17 protein-coding genes are annotated in these 15174 nt (G+C 48.1%); 3 read left to right on the forward strand and 14 right to left on the reverse strand.

The window, feature by feature from the left end; genetic code table 11:
* Positions 1 to 4 precede the first annotated feature (4 nt).
* The 9 genes from FSB84_RS28625 to FSB84_RS28660 form a co-directional block, all read right to left on the reverse strand.
* Positions 5 to 751: an ABC transporter ATP-binding protein gene (locus FSB84_RS28625; protein ID WP_130543884.1), complete on the reverse strand. Its 747-nt coding sequence runs from the start codon at positions 749 to 751 to the stop codon at positions 5 to 7.
* A 4-nt stretch (positions 752 to 755) separates the two neighbouring features.
* Entirely contained in the window at positions 756 to 1673 is a 918-nt protein-coding gene (locus FSB84_RS28630; RefSeq protein WP_130543885.1) for an ABC transporter ATP-binding protein, read from the reverse strand.
* Positions 1674 to 1683: 10 nt separating this feature from the next.
* Complete coding sequence (locus FSB84_RS28635; protein WP_130543886.1) at positions 1684 to 2622, reverse strand: HlyD family secretion protein; 939 nt, start codon at positions 2620 to 2622, stop codon at positions 1684 to 1686.
* 13 nt (positions 2623 to 2635) lie between these two features.
* Complete coding sequence (locus FSB84_RS28640) at positions 2636 to 3934, reverse strand: TolC family protein (protein WP_130543887.1); 1299 nt, start codon at positions 3932 to 3934, stop codon at positions 2636 to 2638.
* Positions 3935 to 3940: 6 nt separating this feature from the next.
* Positions 3941 to 4561 carry a TetR/AcrR family transcriptional regulator gene (locus FSB84_RS28645; protein WP_130543888.1) on the reverse strand — a complete coding sequence of 207 codons (621 nt, stop codon included), beginning with the start codon at positions 4559 to 4561 and terminating at the stop codon, positions 3941 to 3943.
* Positions 4562 to 4721: 160 nt separating this feature from the next.
* On the reverse strand, positions 4722 to 5141 hold the full coding sequence (locus tag FSB84_RS28650; RefSeq protein WP_130543889.1) for a hypothetical protein: 420 nt from the start codon (positions 5139 to 5141) through the stop codon (positions 4722 to 4724).
* 35 nt (positions 5142 to 5176) lie between these two features.
* Positions 5177 to 6325: a metal-dependent hydrolase family protein gene (locus FSB84_RS28655; protein WP_225979915.1), complete on the reverse strand. Its 1149-nt coding sequence runs from the start codon at positions 6323 to 6325 to the stop codon at positions 5177 to 5179.
* Entirely contained in the window at positions 6322 to 6501 is a 180-nt protein-coding gene (locus FSB84_RS31320) for a hypothetical protein (protein WP_225979916.1), read from the reverse strand. The genes FSB84_RS28655 and FSB84_RS31320 overlap by 4 nt, the downstream gene beginning before the upstream one ends.
* A 196-nt stretch (positions 6502 to 6697) precedes the next feature.
* Positions 6698 to 7855, reverse strand: a complete 1158-nt coding sequence (locus FSB84_RS28660) for a homogentisate 1,2-dioxygenase (RefSeq protein WP_130543891.1) — start codon at positions 7853 to 7855, stop codon at positions 6698 to 6700.
* A 267-nt stretch (positions 7856 to 8122) separates the two neighbouring features.
* Between FSB84_RS28660 and FSB84_RS28665 the strand changes: the two genes are divergently transcribed.
* Both FSB84_RS28665 and FSB84_RS28670 read left to right on the forward strand, forming a co-directional pair.
* Positions 8123 to 8617 (forward strand): metallophosphoesterase family protein, encoded by a 495-nt coding sequence (locus tag FSB84_RS28665; protein ID WP_130543892.1) that lies wholly within the window; start codon positions 8123 to 8125, stop codon positions 8615 to 8617.
* A gap of 171 nt (positions 8618 to 8788) precedes the next feature.
* The gene (locus FSB84_RS28670; protein WP_130543893.1) at positions 8789 to 11392 is read left to right on the forward strand and encodes a T9SS type B sorting domain-containing protein; all 2604 of its coding nucleotides are present in this window, start codon (positions 8789 to 8791) and stop codon (positions 11390 to 11392) included.
* A 17-nt stretch (positions 11393 to 11409) separates the two neighbouring features.
* On the opposite strand, the gene FSB84_RS28675 is transcribed toward FSB84_RS28670, so the two are convergent.
* Genes FSB84_RS28675 through FSB84_RS28690 form a run of 4 tightly spaced genes read right to left on the reverse strand, consistent with a single transcriptional unit; the run spans position 11410 to position 13937 of the window.
* Entirely contained in the window at positions 11410 to 12192 is a 783-nt protein-coding gene (locus tag FSB84_RS28675; protein WP_130543894.1) for a class I SAM-dependent methyltransferase, read from the reverse strand.
* Between the two features lie 31 nt (positions 12193 to 12223).
* A complete protein-coding gene (locus tag FSB84_RS28680; protein WP_130543895.1) occupies positions 12224 to 12931 on the reverse strand; it encodes a LytR/AlgR family response regulator transcription factor in 708 nt (235 codons plus the stop codon).
* Positions 12928 to 13512, reverse strand: coding sequence for a sensor histidine kinase (locus tag FSB84_RS28685; protein WP_147122421.1), 585 nt, complete (start codon positions 13510 to 13512; stop codon positions 12928 to 12930). Before FSB84_RS28685 ends, FSB84_RS28680 begins: the two co-directional genes overlap by 4 nt.
* Before the next feature lie 44 nt (positions 13513 to 13556).
* Entirely contained in the window at positions 13557 to 13937 is a 381-nt protein-coding gene (locus FSB84_RS28690) for a hypothetical protein (RefSeq protein ID WP_147122423.1), read from the reverse strand.
* A gap of 224 nt (positions 13938 to 14161) precedes the next feature.
* On the opposite strand from FSB84_RS28690, the gene FSB84_RS28695 reads away from it, so the two are divergent.
* Complete coding sequence (locus FSB84_RS28695) at positions 14162 to 14584, forward strand: nuclear transport factor 2 family protein (RefSeq protein WP_130543897.1); 423 nt, start codon at positions 14162 to 14164, stop codon at positions 14582 to 14584.
* Between the two features lie 38 nt (positions 14585 to 14622).
* Here FSB84_RS28695 and FSB84_RS28700 read toward each other — a convergent pair whose 3' ends face one another.
* On the reverse strand, positions 14623 to 15132 hold the full coding sequence (locus FSB84_RS28700; RefSeq protein WP_192909892.1) for a hypothetical protein: 510 nt from the start codon (positions 15130 to 15132) through the stop codon (positions 14623 to 14625).
* Positions 15133 to 15174 lie beyond the last annotated feature (42 nt).

Consider the following 15174-nt stretch of genomic DNA (forward strand, 5'->3'; position numbering starts at 1 on the left):
TGGTTCAGTCGCCGCTCCTGACGGCCTTCCTGGCCAGTTTCAGGAACACTTCATCCATCGAAGCAGCCTGTAGCGATTGCTTCAGTCCTGCCGGTGTATCCAGCGCTTCGATCTTTCCATCCACCATGATGCTGACCCGGTTGCAATACTCAGCTTCATCCATGTAATGGGTGGTCACAAAAACGGTGATACCCTCGCCGGCAGCGGCATAGATCATGTTCCAGAATTCTCTGCGTGTAACGGGGTCCACGCCTCCTGTGGGCTCATCCAGGAATACGATACGGGGCTCGTGAAAGATGGCCACGGAAAATGCCAGCTTCTGCTTCCATCCTAACGGTAAGGAGCGTACGAGTTTATCCGCTTCCTGTTCCAGGTGCAATTGCTTCAATAACCTGGCAGTCTTTTCTTTGATAAAAGCATTGCTCTTCCCATAGATACCCGCATAAAAGCGGATATTCTCCCGGATGGTAAGATCTTCATACAAAGAGAATTTCTGGCTCATGTAACCGATGCTGCGTTTGATCTTCTCAGGTTCCTTGTAAACGTCAAAACCGGCTACGGTAGCGTTTCCAGAAGAAGGCATACTCAACCCGCACAGCATGCGCATGGCCGTTGTTTTACCTGCGCCATTGGCTCCGAGGAAACCGAATATTTCCCCGGGATGCACATCGAAGGAAATCCCATCCACAGCCCGGAATGCTCCGAAGATTTTGGTGAGGTTGCTGGCGGTTATGATATTGTCTGTTGACATACAATTAGTTTTTCATGAGGTCCATGAAACAGTCTTCAATATTGGGCTGCGCAGGTTTCACATCCACCTGCTGATGTCCATTTTCCTGCAGGTATCCACTCAGTTGCTGCATTGTTACGCCAGGTTTGGTGACCACATGTGAATATTCCCCGCATAGATAACAGTCCTCCACATCCGGTAACTGCAGCAGATCCCGCTGCATCTCCAGCATCCTGCTGGTGCGGGCTGCATACAAAGGTTTTTGGAACGAACCGATGATACCCTGCGGAGAATCGATGCTCATGATCTTACCGTTCTGTATAAGCGCTACACGATCACAGAGACTGGCTTCATCCATATAAGGTGTAGATACCAGGATAGTGATGCCTCTCGATTTCAGTCCTTTCAGCATCTCCCAGAATTCCTTGCGAGAAACGGCATCAACACCGGTAGTGGGCTCATCCAGGAAAAGCACGGAAGGCTCATGGATCAGCGCGCAGCAAAGCGCCAGCTTCTGCTTCATACCTCCGGATAATTTGCCGGCACGACGCTCTTTGAACGGCTCGATCTGCACATAGATATCTTTCACCAGGTCATAATGTTCCTCGATGCTGGTATTGAAAATAGTAGCGAAGAATTCAAGATTCTCTGCAACAGTAAGATCCTGGTACAGCGAGAACCTTCCTGGCATATATCCCACCTGTTGACGGATGGCTTTATAATCTTTCACTACATCCAGCCCATTTACTGTAGCCTTTCCTTCTTCGGGGATCAGGAGGGTTGTGAGTATGCGAAAAAGCGAGGTCTTGCCGGCTCCGTCCGGGCCAATGATACCGAACAGCTCGCCTTTTTCCACCGAAAAGGAAATTCCGTGTAATGCTGTTACAGTATCTTTTTTTGAGCCGTATCGCTTCACGATATTATCTGCCTGTATCGCTGGCATACAATTGTTTTTAGAATTTGATTTCGCCGTACATCCCGATCTTCAGGTAGCCGTCATTCTTCACTTTTACCTTGATGGCATATACGAGATTAGCGCGTTCTTCTTTTGTCTGGATGGTCTTGGGTGTGAATTCAGCTTTATCTGATATCCAGGTGATGGTTCCCGTTAGTTCACGGTATTTTTTGGCGCCGTCATCGATCAGCACTTTCACGGATTGCCCGAGCTTGATCTGCGGCAGCTGTATGCCTGTAACGTAGGCTCGAAGCGTCATTACGGAGAGATCGGCTATTTTGTACAGGGCCTTTCCGGTAGCGGTCATCTCCCCTTCTTCGGCATATTTTTCTATTACTGTACCCTGTACCGGATTGGTGATGTTTGCTCGTTTCAACTGATCATCCAGCTGTGCCACTCTTTTGGCGAGCGGCTTTTTTTCGCTGAGGATGCTCCTGTTCTGTGTTCCGATATTGCTGCGCTGCACCTGGATCTGCTGACGCGTTACCTGCATTTGTTTTTTCACCACATCGATCTGTGCGTTCATATCGTCCATCTGCTTGGCGGTAGCCGCATCTGCCTTGATGAGATTTTCCAGTCTTGCTTTTTCATGCAGCAGATTTTCCATTTGCGACTCCTGCACTTTCAGCTGGTCTTCCAGTAATTTCACCTGTGGCGCCAGGTCTGCTGTTCTTTGACTGAGGGCTTCGATGCTGGCCTGCACCTGTTCTTTCTGCAGGTTGATATTTTCAGCATCCACCACTCCTACTACTTTGTCTTTGGAAATGGAATCGCCTTCCTGCACATTGAAGGAAAGGATCTTTCCGGTAAGCTCAGATGATACTATCACTTCGTCCACTTCAAAAGTGCCGGTGGCGTCGGAAATGGAGTCTTTCCCATTGCAGGCAGCGAAAAGGCCGGCAATCAGTATCCAGACAGGTAAGAGAAATTGTTTCATGTTTGTGATTATTTTATTGATTGCCTGAAATGGTTCTGTAGTTGATCTGTGCCTGCAGCATTTGCAGTTTGTGGGAAATGAGCAGCAGGCGCGCCTGGTCTTCCGCATTCACTTCACGCAGGAAATCGCTGGCAGTGATCACGCCGTTTTCGAGTTGTGCATTGGAAGCGATCTTCACTTTTTCCCTGAGATCGATGATGGCCTGGTCTGTGCCGATCAGTTGCTGTAATTTCTTCAGCTCTGCCTCCTGCTGTTTGAGCTGTGTATTGGTATTGAGCAGGAACAGGTCTTTCTGAACACCCACCATCTGCTGGTTCATACTGAGTATCTGTTTCTCTTTTTTCGAAGTGTACAGTCCTCCAAGATTCCAGCTCAGCCGGAGGCCACCGATATAGAAGAAATCGAACTCATTCACCAGCATGTTCAGTCCCGGCCGGCCATACCCTCCCTGGATGAAAGCGCTGGCGCGTGGACGATTCTTCACGCTCACCATTTTTTCCTGCACTTTGAACAGGCTGTCCTGGTATGTGAAAAGCGTTAGCTCAGGTCGTTTGACTGTTTCCGTTAGTGACACCTCATTGGTCGCAGGTTGTTCAAGTACGGTACTTTCCGGAAGGTCCTGTCCGAGGAATAAGGAAAGCACATCCAGCAGTCCTTTCCTGTTGGCTGTCAGTTCGATCTTTCTTTGTTCATTTTTCAGCAGTTCCGCTTCCAGCACCTGCTGGTTGCTGCGGAGGGCAGTGCCATTGCGGACCTGCGCTGAGATCTTGTCGATACCTAGCTGAATATCTTTTTGCAGTAAAGCGGTTTGTTTCAGTTGTTCGTCCAGTAACAGTGTACCGAGGTAGAGTGTATTGATGCGTTCTTTTACCTTGTACATGTCTACCGTTACTTTCTGATCTTCCACCAGCTCATTCACCTGTTGCAGTTTTTTCTGGTTGGAGATATTGCCGCCATCGTACAGAATCTGGCTCAGTTCTGCTGTGAGCTTGTACTGGTCTTTGTTTGGTGCTTCGATATTGATGCCGGGGATACGCACCGGAACAGCGGTTACATCTGACTGATAGGTCGCCTGTCCGTTCACACTGAGTTGAGGCAGATATCCCTTGCCGATATTTTCGATGGTGAGGCCGGAAGTACGTTTCACCAGGTCCCGTTGCCGGATCAGTGGGTAATGCTGTTCTGCAAGCTGATAGGCGCGCTCAAGCGTGAGCGTTAGTCCATCCTGTGCCGCAGCAGGGACTGCGAACAAGACCCCGGCCATCAACTGCCAGCGGACTGCACATTTGAACCGTTTGATATGAGCGTTCATGCTGTTTTATTTTCGGATTGAATCAAGTATGAATTGAACTACTACTTTTTTGCGTTCTTCCATCAATTCCTTGAACTGCGGATCATCCACTTCCCATACCAGTTTTACGATGGGCCTTGCCACAAAGGGGAAAATGCTCATGGATACAATGTTCAGCAGCAGATGAAAAGGCTTGATAGGTTTGATAGTGCCCTTTTTGATTTCCTCTTCCACCTGTGTGGCCATTGCCTTCAATGCAGGTTGTTTCCCCTGCCAGATGAATTCCATGAATTCATCTCCGTCCACTTTTTGCATTTCGTTCAAAACAAATAATGGGAGATGTGGATTCTGCTGAAGCATATCGATGTAGAAATGGACAAACTTTTCGATCTTCTCCAGCAAGGGCATATCTGAAGCGAAGAGCTCTCCGAGCTTAGGCAGGAACCGGGCGGCCGCTTCGCGGAAGATCACATCGAAGAGCCTGTCTTTACTCCTGAAATAATAATGTAAAAGGGCTTTATTGATACCAGCCTTATCGGCGATATCCTGCATCCGGGCCCCGTCCAGACCGCGTTCCAGGAAAACTTCCTTGGCGGCTTCCAGGATCTTCTGCTCGGTGTTCTGGTCTTTATCTTTTTCGTCAACCATAAAGTTTAACCAAATAGTTAAACCAAAGGTATAACGGAATTCCGATACCGTCCAACTGAATTTTCAGGAAAACTGGAATACAGGAAAAGAAAACTGCCTCCGGACAGAGGCAGCCATTTGAAAATCAATAATCAATTAGCGGAAAAAATTTCTGAAGGATTTAATGAACACCTGAGATCCGGATGGAGTTTGTGATGGCGCTCAATTGATGCTGATCTGCTGCCGCATCCTGGTAATTGCCATTCCAGGTGATCAGCAGCAGTACACTTTTCTCGAACATCATCCGGTATTCGCGATATGCTTCAGCATCTATCAGGCGGATAAAAGCAACAGAGCCGTTCACGACGATATCTTTCTCCACATCTTCTATCCTCTTTGTGATCTTTTCTGTCATGTACTCGGCCAGCTCCTGGCGCAGGTCCATTTCGTAATCTTTGGAAACTGCAAAACTGGAAATCTGTAATGCTTCAGAAGCATCATTCTCCCGGAATACGGAAATGATATTCCCTTCCTGTTCAAAAGTCCATTCATCGGGAATCATCAACTCATAATATCCCGCTTTGGAAATGATTTTTTTCATACCTGTTTGTCCGGGGAACTGTACTTCCCCATTGATTAATTGCCTAACAGATTCTTGTACACTATTCCACTCTTCATGATCAATATAAAATTCTTGTCCGGATCGGCTATCAGCTTGATATCCTGTATTGGATTGCCTTCTACCAGTAATAAATCGGCGTAAGCGCCTTCCCTGATCACGCCCAACGGCTTCGGATAAGGATTGCGCGGACCACAAAACGCCAATAATTCTGCATTGACGCTTGTAGCCATTTTCAGTATTTCAAAATTGGAGTACCAGGGTGTGAGTGTGGTCAGCAACGCATTCTGGTTCTTCGTTGATTTCGGATCAAAGAGCAGATCTGTACCCCAGGCGGTTTTGATCTTGTATTTCTTTGCCAGTCTGAAGGCATTCTCAGTTCCTGACTGTACCATTTTTTGTTTGGCCCTTCCTTCAGCCGTGGATTGCGGATTGGCAAATTCATTATCGAGGAAGGCCTGCAGTGAGAGCCAGGCGCCTTTCTCAGCAATCATTTTTGCAGTAGGCTCATCCAGCAGTTGTGCATGATCGATACATTTCACACCGGCGCGAAGTGCAGTCTGAATGGCGCGTGGCGTATAGGCATGCACGGTAACATAAGTACCCCAGTTCTCTGCCGCTTCCACCGCTGCATGGAATTCCTCTTCCGTATACTGGCTCACATCAATAGGATCATAGCTCGAAGCCACGCCACCACCAGCCGCCAGCTTCAATTGCGTGGCGCCCATCATCAATTGTTCGCGTGAACGTTTCAGTACAGCTTCCACGCCATCTGCAATGGCTCCTCCGCCAATTGCATCGCCATGACTGAGCGGCGCATTCGGCGCAGCAGGCACTTCATACGGAAGCCTGAAATCACCGTGGCCCCCGGATTGCGAGATCATCGCACCACTGGGATAGATACGCGGGCCGGGCGTCAATCCCTGATCGATGGCGCGCTTTAGCCCAAAACTAGGGCCCGCCAGATCACGCACGGAAGTGAAGCCACGTAACAAGGTCTTGTTCGCTTCATGTGCGGCCACCAGGTTGAGATAGCCAACGTCGGCTGTAAGCAGCACGGTCATTGGTACGGCGCACATCATGGTATGCCAGTGGGCATCGATCAAACCAGGCATCAGGAATTTTCCTTTACCATCGATGATCTGCGTGGCTGCGCTCCTGTTCACCGGTATGGGGAAGATGAGATCCTGGCAACGGTATCGCCCTGGATCAGCACATTTCCCGTAACAAGCTTCTCACTCACGCCATCGAAGATCTGCACGTTGTTGATGAGAACGGCTGTTTGCCCACTCAGTACCCTGCTGATGAAAACACAAAAGACAATTACGACTATCTTTTTCATACCTGCATAAATTTTGATGCTGAAAAAAGATGAGCCAGAATATCAGGAGCTATTGCGGAAAGAATGAAAGGACTATACCTGAAAAATACCGAATATTCCCAACACCAACAACTAATGAATGACGTGAGCAATATTCATAGCAAAGAAAAAACCGCTGCAGGTGCAACGGTTTCAAATAAATATATTGAGAAGATAATTACTCGGCCCAGCTCATGGTATAGCCTTCATTCTCGATGTCCAGCGCTTCCACAGTCAGTTGCAAAGGATGGAAAGTATCAACCATTACGGCCAGCTCCTTCGTTTCTTTTGCCCCGATGCTTTTCTGAACGGCTCCGGGATGCGGACCGTGCGGAATGCCTGCCGGGTGCAGGGTGATCATGCCCCGGGTCACATTCTTGCGGCTCATGAAATCCCCGTCTACATAATACAGCACTTCATCACTGTCGATATTGCTGTGATTGTAAGGAGCAGGAATGGCCTGGGGATGATAATCGAAAAGACGCGGACAGAAGGAGCATACCACAAAATTATGTGCTTCGAATGTCTGATGCACTGGTGGCGGCTGGTGTACGCGCCCGGTGATCGGTTCAAAATCGTGGATACTGAATGCAAAGGGATAGCAGTAACCATCCCAACCCACAACATCGAATGGATGTGTGGCATAATGCAGACCGTACAGCACCCCTTTCTTTTTGGTCTTGATGAGGAAATCACCTTTCTCATTAAATGTAGGCAGGTTCTGCGGTGCGCGGATATCACGCTCGCAGAATGGAGAATGCTCCAGCAATTGACCGTATTTGCTCAGGTACCTTTTCGGGAAACGGATGGGACTGAAGGATTCCACAATGAAGAGCCTGTTGTGATCGTCCTTGAAATGGATCTGATAAATAGTGCCACGCGGGATCACGAGATAATCGCCATATCCGAAAGGCAATTCTCCATACATGGTGCGCAATACGCCGGAGCCTTCATGTATAAAGAGCATTTCATCGGCATCGGCATTCTTGAAAAAATAATCCTGTGAGCCGGCTTTCGGAGCAGCCAGTGAAATATGGAGATCGCTGTTCACCAATACCGGTTTGCGGCTCTTGAGATAATCGGCAACGGGAGCTACCTTGAAGCCTTCGAAGCTGCGATGCTTCAGCATTTTTTCCTCGGCCACAGTGGGCATCATATTCACGGGTTCATCAGTGGAAATGATCTGTGTGGGCGGATGTACATGATAGAGCAGCGAATAATCGTTACTGAATCCTTCTGTGGAAAAAAGTTGTTCTGAATACAGTCCGCCGTCTGGTTTGCGGAACTGGGTATGGCGCTTGTGCGGAATATTTCCGAGTTTATGATAGAATGGCATAAAAAACGAATAATGTAATGATGATGAATCAATGAAAGCCCCGGGAACGCGGGTCAATTGCAGTCTGTAAGCATTAGCGGGAACTGTCCATTTCCAGTGATACCATCAGGAAATAATATTTCCAGCGGCGCTTGTCGATCCAGTAAGTGAAATTGCGGAATAATGGCATAGCGATTCAATCGTCCCATAAAGATACAACCTTTTGATCCCGGTGTGTTGGTTCTGCCCAATTTATTCCGACTTTTGCGGCTCACTTTCTTCCCTGTTATGACCAGAATCGGATTGATCTCAGATACGCATAACTACCTGGACGACGCTGTTTTCCGCCATTTTGAAAAGGTGGACGAGATCTGGCATGCCGGTGATTTCGGCAACCCGGAGATCGCCGAAAAGCTGGGCTCCTTCAAACCCATCAGGGGTGTGTACGGAAATATCGATGGAGAATACATCCGGAAGATCTTCCCCGAAAAGTTGCGCTTCCAGTGTGAAGGCGTATCCGTTTACATGAAACATATCGGCGGTTATCCCCCCCGTTATAATCCCGCCACCATCAAAGAGCTCTGGGCAAAAACACCCAAACTCTTCATCGCAGGCCATTCCCATATCCTCAAAATAATATATGACGAAAAACTGGAATGTCTGCATATGAACCCCGGCGCTGCCGGCAAAGAGGGTTGGCATAAAGTAAGGACCCTGATCACCTTTGCCATCGATGGAGAGAACATGAAGGACTGCAATATCATCGAGCTGGGCAAACGTTGATTATTATCATTTGATGTTGAGCCAACCTTTTGGCTAAATAGTCGTAAATTATAGAAAGACATTCGCCAGGATTGTCGTCTATTCAACTATCAAACCAACTGTACGCTCACCGGGACATTACAACTGAACGCTGCTGGTAAAGGGCGCTGCAAGCACATTCTCGCACTCATTTTGCTGCTTACAGCCTTTCTTTATGTCCGCGCCGACCATATTACCGGCGGAGAAGTGTTTTATACTTATACATCACTCGGAAACAACAAATTCCTTTATCATATCACGGTGAAGCTCTTTATGGATTGCCGCAGCCCGCGCCAGTTCAACAGTCCGGCTACCATTTCCATATTCAGCAGGGCAAACGGGCAAAGAGTTGCCGATATTACCGCCTACCTCAGCAGCGATACACAGATAGAGCTTCCCAATAACAATCCCTGTATCACGGACCCTCCCGATGTTTGCTACCGGGTAGGCACATATGAATTCCCGAAAGAGCTGGATGGTAATGTGGAAGGCTATGTGATCACAGCCCAGATCAATTTCAGGATCTATACCCTTACCAATCTCAGTCCCGGCTATGGTAATGTAGGCGCCACTTACACCGCTGAGATTCCCGGCACTGCCCAGGTAGCTGATGGCCCGGCCAATAACAGCGCCCAGTTCACCGGGAACGACCTGGTAGTAGTTTGCGCCGGCAACGATATGAAATACAGTTTCGCAGCCACCGATCCCGATGGAGATCAACTCCGCTATTCTTTCTGCAATGCATATATGACCACTTCCGGCGGCGGACCGGGTGGACCAGGTGGCGGCGGTAGTAACGTATATCCACAACCGCCCCCATATGTTTCTGTTCCCTATGGCAATGGCTTCGATGCAGGCATACCGCTCGGCAACAGTGTACAGATAGATATCAATACAGGGCTGATCACCGGCATTGCGCCGCCCAGTGGCGTGTATGTTGTTACGGTCTGCGTGGAAGAGATCCGCAACGGGCGCGTCATAGCCCGACAACGGAAAGACCTGCAGATCAAGATCACGGCCTGTACCATTGCAGCAGCCTCTCTCCCATCTGCGCTTATGCTTTGCCGTAATACATTCACCATTCAGCTTGAGAACCGCTCACAAAGCCCGTTGATACAAACGTATTATTGGGAGATAAAAGACAATAACGATATTATTGTCTTCCAGTCAACTACCAAAAGTCCCGGTTATACTTTTGCCGGCATCGGAACTTACAGTGTTAAACTGGTGGTGAACCGCGGCGATCAATGTGCTGATTCCGTCACAGTGCCCGCCTATGTGTATCCTGGTATGGTGCCGGATTTCAGCGCCAGCGGCTTCTGCGTCAACAAGCCCACCCTCTTCACCAATCAGTCCATCACAAGGTACGGCGCAATAACATCCTGGGACTGGGACTTCGGGGAAACCCAAAGCAGCGGGGCTTCCTCACAGCTCCGCGATCCGCAGCACACTTATCTGTTCACAGGAGATAAACTCGTACGTCTTCTCATCTTCAACAGCAATGGCTGTGTAGATACCGCCTTTCAAAGTATCACCATCATAGACAGACCGCCGATCGCACTGGCTTTCCGCGATACGCTCATCTGTACGCCGGACAATGTGCAACTCCTTGCAGGAGGCAATGGCATTTTCACCTGGTCCCCCAACCAGCGCATCAACGATCCCACTACCAGCAATCCTGTAGTGAATCCGGTTACCACTACCAAATATTATGTTGACCTGAATGAGAACGGTTGCGTGAACCGAGATTCCGTAATGGTTCGTGTAGTGGACCACGTTAGTTTGAACATGATGCCAGATACCACTATTTGTCTCGGTGATACCATCCGGCTCCGGCTGGTTTCAGATGGACTGCAATATTCCTGGTCGCCGGGACCGAATGTGCTGGACCCCGGTTCTCCCGGCCCACGCGTGGCTGCACCGGGCAATGAGCGCTACCAGGTGATCGCAAGGATCGGCAGTTGCTCTGCTCAGGGAATAGTGGATGTTAATTCAATTCCCTATCCGCTTGCTTCTGCGGGAGCAGACATCACTATCTGTTACCAGGCCATGGGACAGCTAAACGGATCAACGGATGGCAGCAGATTTTCCTGGTCCCCGGCCGGTTCGCTGATCAATCCCGGCTCTTTGAATCCAATTGCAAGACCAGTTGCCACCACACCTTTCATCCTCACGGCTTATGACGATAAGGGATGCCCGAAACCATCTTATGATACAGTATTGCTCACCGTATTGCCCAGGATCATTCCTTATGCAGGCAACGACACCAACGTTGTGATAGGTCAGCCATTGCAGCTGAAGGCCCGCGGCGGCGTCAAATATATCTGGTCGCCTCCCATAGGATTGTCAGACGGTAACATGCCCGATCCCATTGCATTTTATACTGCGCCCTCACCGGGCATCCGCTACAAAGTGAAAGTGTATGATATCGGTAATTGTGTGGACTCCGCCTATGTTACAGTGAAAGTATTCAGTACCCGTCCATCCGTATTTGTTCCGAATGCGTTTACACCCAACGGTGATGGAAGGAACGATGCATTCCGCTTTGTAGCAGCCGGAATCAAAAATGTGGAATTCTTCAGGGTATACAATCGCTGGGGTCAGCTGGTGTACAGCAATCCTTCACCCAGTCCCGGCTGGGATGGACGGGTGGCGGGAAAATTACAGGATGCCGGCACTTATGTTTGGATGATCCGCGCCATTGATTTCAATGGCGGAATTGTACAGGAAAAAGGGCAAATGATCCTGATCAGATAACAGAGATGAACATACGATTATTTCCTGCACCTGAAATGCATGAAATAGGCAAATGACTGTGCATCGCGTAATAAAGGATATTTCTTCACAGCTTCATCAGTAGCCTTCGGCTCGTTGATCATCTCGATGGCAAACCCTGCAGCCATGATGGCATTCACCCATTCAGTAAGAGTCTTATTGAAATACGGCACTTTGAATTTCTGGTACCTGTGTTTCCATTCTTCGGTAAGATCATTGAATGTCCACTCGAACAATTCTCCATTCACCGTTTGAAAATAAGGTCCCAGTTGAATGGCATGGATCATCCCATGCTCATCCCTGAGGCTTTTCCTGGCGATATTATCGAAACAGGGATGCGTGATGGAAAACTGCAAAAAGCCACCGGGCTTCAGCACCCGGAAAGCCTCGAGAAGCGCCAGTTCCGGATCGGGCATATCCATCAGGCACATGAAAGAAGTGGCAAAATCGAATTGCTCTTCACCGAAGGGCAATGCAGTGGCGCTGGCCACCTGGTACTGTATTCCCAGCGGACTTGCCATCTCCGTTGCTTTGGCATGGCTGATGAAGATTTCTGAAATATCGATAGCCTGCAGCTGTGCGCCTTTTTCAGCGAGAAGCCTGGTATTATGCCCTTCACCACATCCGATATCTGCACCTTTCAATCCACGCAGGTCCGGAATTGTTGAAAAGAAGGCTGGTGTGTTGAGACCATCCCTGAACACATCAAATCCTGCACGCGTGAGTGCAGTCCATGCTTCTGCCACATCATTCCAGTAACGGCCGGCTTCCCTGTTATCCATAGTGTAAAAATGTAAAAGGCAAAGATAATGCTCAGAGCAGGTCTTTGTTGATCCTGATTAAAAACTGCTCGCGGTACTTCTCTCCTACCGGGATCCTTTCCTGGTTGATGAAGATATGATTGTCTTCGATCCTTTTGATATGATCGCGGTTAATGATCCACGAAAGATGGATACGCGAGAAATTGGCGGGCAAAGTTTCTTCCAGCTCTTTCATGCGTTTGTACACGATATGTTTTCCACTGCTTGTATGAAACACAACATAATCTTTCAAGCCTTCGATGATGTAAACATCCTGGTATTCCAGCTGTACAATGGCCCGTCCTGTTTTGAGGAATAACTTCTGAGGCGCAATAGTTGTGGGTTGCTGCTGTTCAGTGCTCATAGATAACTGGTTGCCGGCCTTCATCACAGCTTTCAGGAATCGGTCAAAAGTGATGGGTTTCACCAGGTAGTCCAGTGCATTTTTCTCGTAACTCTCTGCAGCAAATTCGGAATAGGCGGTAGTGAAAATGAAAAGCTGTTTGGGTGGAAGAAGGCTGGCCAGCTGCATTCCGGAGAGATGCGGCATATTGATATCGAGAAAAATGAGATCCGGTCTGCTGCCTTTGAGGATTTCCAGCGCTTCCAGTGCATGATAGCATTTGTGCTGCAATTCCAGGTAAGGAACCTGCAGGATGTATTCCTCCAGCAGGTTCACTGCATAAGGCTCATCATCTATCAGCATGCATTGGATCTTCATACAGGAAAAATAAGTGCTACTTTATAATGATTACCGTCTTGTTCCGATGTCAAAGTAAAATCATTTCCAAACAAAAGCTGTAACCGCTTGCGTAAATTATCCAGCCCAACCCCGCTTCCACCAGCCTTTTCAACAGGATGCACGGTATTGCGGGTATTGAAATTCAGTTTACCGTTTTCCATTTTCAGATTAATACAGATCTCGTTTTCAGGAACGGATTTATCTACTCCGTGTTTGTAAATATTCTCCACCAGCGGGATCAGCAGCATCGGTGGGATACGGACCATTTCATCCACTCCTTCATGATCAAAACTGAGTGTAGCAGCATGCAGCATCCTGATCTGTTCCAGTTCGATATAATTCTTAAGGAAGCTGATCTCGGTAGACAGCGGCACTTTCTCTTTCGGAGCCTCGTCCACAAAATAGCGCATGATACTGGAGAGCCTTGCGATCACCGTTGCAGCAAGATCACTTTTTGTATACGCGAGATAATAGATATTGTTGAGTGTATTGAAAAGAAAATGCGGTTGTACCTGGGCTTTCAGCAGATTCAGCTCTGCAGCGGCCTGCTGCAGCTGCATGGATTCCTGTTTTCGTTGAAGATGGAAATAATCGTCCAGGATATTCAATATGGCGCCCAGGAAGAATGCCAGGCTGATAGTGATGGTGCTGAACAGGAATTGGGCCAGGCTGAATTTATAGAACCCTGTTGCGGATGATATGGGAAGAGCAGATAATATTCAAGGGCCATACGAAGGAAGATCAATGGCAGGAGAAAGAGAATAGAATAAATAAAGAATTCTGTTTTCCTGTTCCTCCTCCAGTATTTCGGCATCAACCACAGAGCATTGGTATAAACACAAATGATGTAAGAGCCCACACCAATGCCACAGGACGTTACCGCCAGGTAAACCGTTTCCCATTTCTGTACACTATACAGTAATAGAAAAAGGAAAAAGAAGATCCAGGTTATGCATTGCAGCCATATCAGTTTCCGGGTAAACACTACAAATCGTTTTAGGGCTTAACAAATTACACAAATTAACGGTCTGATCCACAAACAGTGTTTTTCCTTCGACCCATTCCCTGTTTTTTTCGATCCATTGCCGGAAAGGGTTTCGGTCGAAAAAAAACGGGAAGGCAACGAAGCAGCTTCCACACACACCGTCAGGTGTTTAATATTGCTTCACAAACCTTATACCTGCAAACTCACCTTAAAAAACAAGACAAATGAAAAAACTGGGATCTATTTTGTTCACTGCAACACTGGCCACTGCTCTGGTTGGTCAGGCAAATGCACAAACGAATGACGAAGAAACTGCTGTACGGGCCTGCCTGCTGCTGTACCTGAGCTTCGATGCTGCGCAGATGGAAAAAGCCTTCCATCAAAGCGGTACAGTGAAACATATCGATAACAAGACCGGGGAATATAAAGATGAGACCGTGGCAGCATTCCTCACCCGCGTAAGAGCAATCACCACAAAGCCTGAAAGAAAATCAGAGATCGTTTCTCTGAATATCGAAGGAACAGCTGCGCAGGCTAAGATCAGGATCGAACAGAAGGATCTGACCTTTACAGATTATATGAACCTGCTGAAGATAGATGGGACCTGGAGAATTGTGAGCAAGATCTTCCAGCGCACGGATAAATGATATGGATGCAAGGGTGTAAGATGCCCTTACTTTGTGTTTTAAAAAAACGGTCGTCCTTTCCAGGACGACCTAATTCTTTTTAGAGGGTATGCATTCTTATTGCATGCCGGGGAACAGCGGCCTTGACCAGGGATAGTTGCCAGCATCACCATCAGCGCAATGAGGAAACACCAGAAAGCTTTCTTGTGAACAGCAGGGCTGGTGGCTCTTTTTACAGCGCCACGGCCAACGGTGATCAGCACGATGGCGATGATCATTCCAACCGGATGCTCGATAGCCAGCTTACGGACTGCTCCGTTTTTCATCACTTCTCCCATACCTGCAGCCTGGATCATTTTCAATCCAAAGTCACCGGCAAACCACTGGTACAATCCGATCAGCAAAGTGATATGCGCAGCAATCATCAGGAAGAGATCGATCTTTTTGTCACCCGCATTCACTGGTCGTTTACTGTTCATACCAGCCAGATGTCTGAAAATGGCAATGATGATCAGCACCAGGATCACCCAGCGCAGCAGGTTGTGTAGATGAAGAAGACCATTATACATAGCAAGAAATTTGCGTGAAGGTACAGCGCAAATCCTAATTAG

This window comes from Pseudobacter ginsenosidimutans (assembly GCF_007970185.1).
In the GTDB taxonomy this organism is placed as follows: domain Bacteria; phylum Bacteroidota; class Bacteroidia; order Chitinophagales; family Chitinophagaceae; genus Pseudobacter; species Pseudobacter ginsenosidimutans.

Coding starts and splice junctions, on each gene's coding strand:
- FSB84_RS28625 (WP_130543884.1), bottom strand. CDS start 751: ATGTCAACAGACAATATCATAACCGCCAGCAACCTCACCAAAATCTTC.
- FSB84_RS28630 (WP_130543885.1), bottom strand. CDS start 1,673: ATGCCAGCGATACAGGCAGATAATATCGTGAAGCGATACGGCTCAAAA.
- FSB84_RS28635 (WP_130543886.1), bottom strand. CDS start 2,622: ATGAAACAATTTCTCTTACCTGTCTGGATACTGATTGCCGGCCTTTTC.
- FSB84_RS28640 (WP_130543887.1), bottom strand. CDS start 3,934: ATGAACGCTCATATCAAACGGTTCAAATGTGCAGTCCGCTGGCAGTTG.
- FSB84_RS28645 (WP_130543888.1), bottom strand. CDS start 4,561: ATGGTTGACGAAAAAGATAAAGACCAGAACACCGAGCAGAAGATCCTG.
- FSB84_RS28650 (WP_130543889.1), bottom strand. CDS start 5,141: ATGAAAAAAATCATTTCCAAAGCGGGATATTATGAGTTGATGATTCCC.
- FSB84_RS31320 (WP_225979916.1), bottom strand. CDS start 6,501: ATGAAAAAGATAGTCGTAATTGTCTTTTGTGTTTTCATCAGCAGGGTA.
- FSB84_RS28660 (WP_130543891.1), bottom strand. CDS start 7,855: ATGCCATTCTATCATAAACTCGGAAATATTCCGCACAAGCGCCATACC.
- FSB84_RS28665 (WP_130543892.1), top strand. CDS start 8,123: ATGACCAGAATCGGATTGATCTCAGATACGCATAACTACCTGGACGAC.
- FSB84_RS28675 (WP_130543894.1), bottom strand. CDS start 12,192: ATGGATAACAGGGAAGCCGGCCGTTACTGGAATGATGTGGCAGAAGCA.
- FSB84_RS28680 (WP_130543895.1), bottom strand. CDS start 12,931: ATGAAGATCCAATGCATGCTGATAGATGATGAGCCTTATGCAGTGAAC.
- FSB84_RS28685 (WP_147122421.1), bottom strand. CDS start 13,512: ATGCAGCTGCAGCAGGCCGCTGCAGAGCTGAATCTGCTGAAAGCCCAG.
- FSB84_RS28695 (WP_130543897.1), top strand. CDS start 14,162: ATGAAAAAACTGGGATCTATTTTGTTCACTGCAACACTGGCCACTGCT.
- FSB84_RS28700 (WP_192909892.1), bottom strand. CDS start 15,132: ATGTATAATGGTCTTCTTCATCTACACAACCTGCTGCGCTGGGTGATC.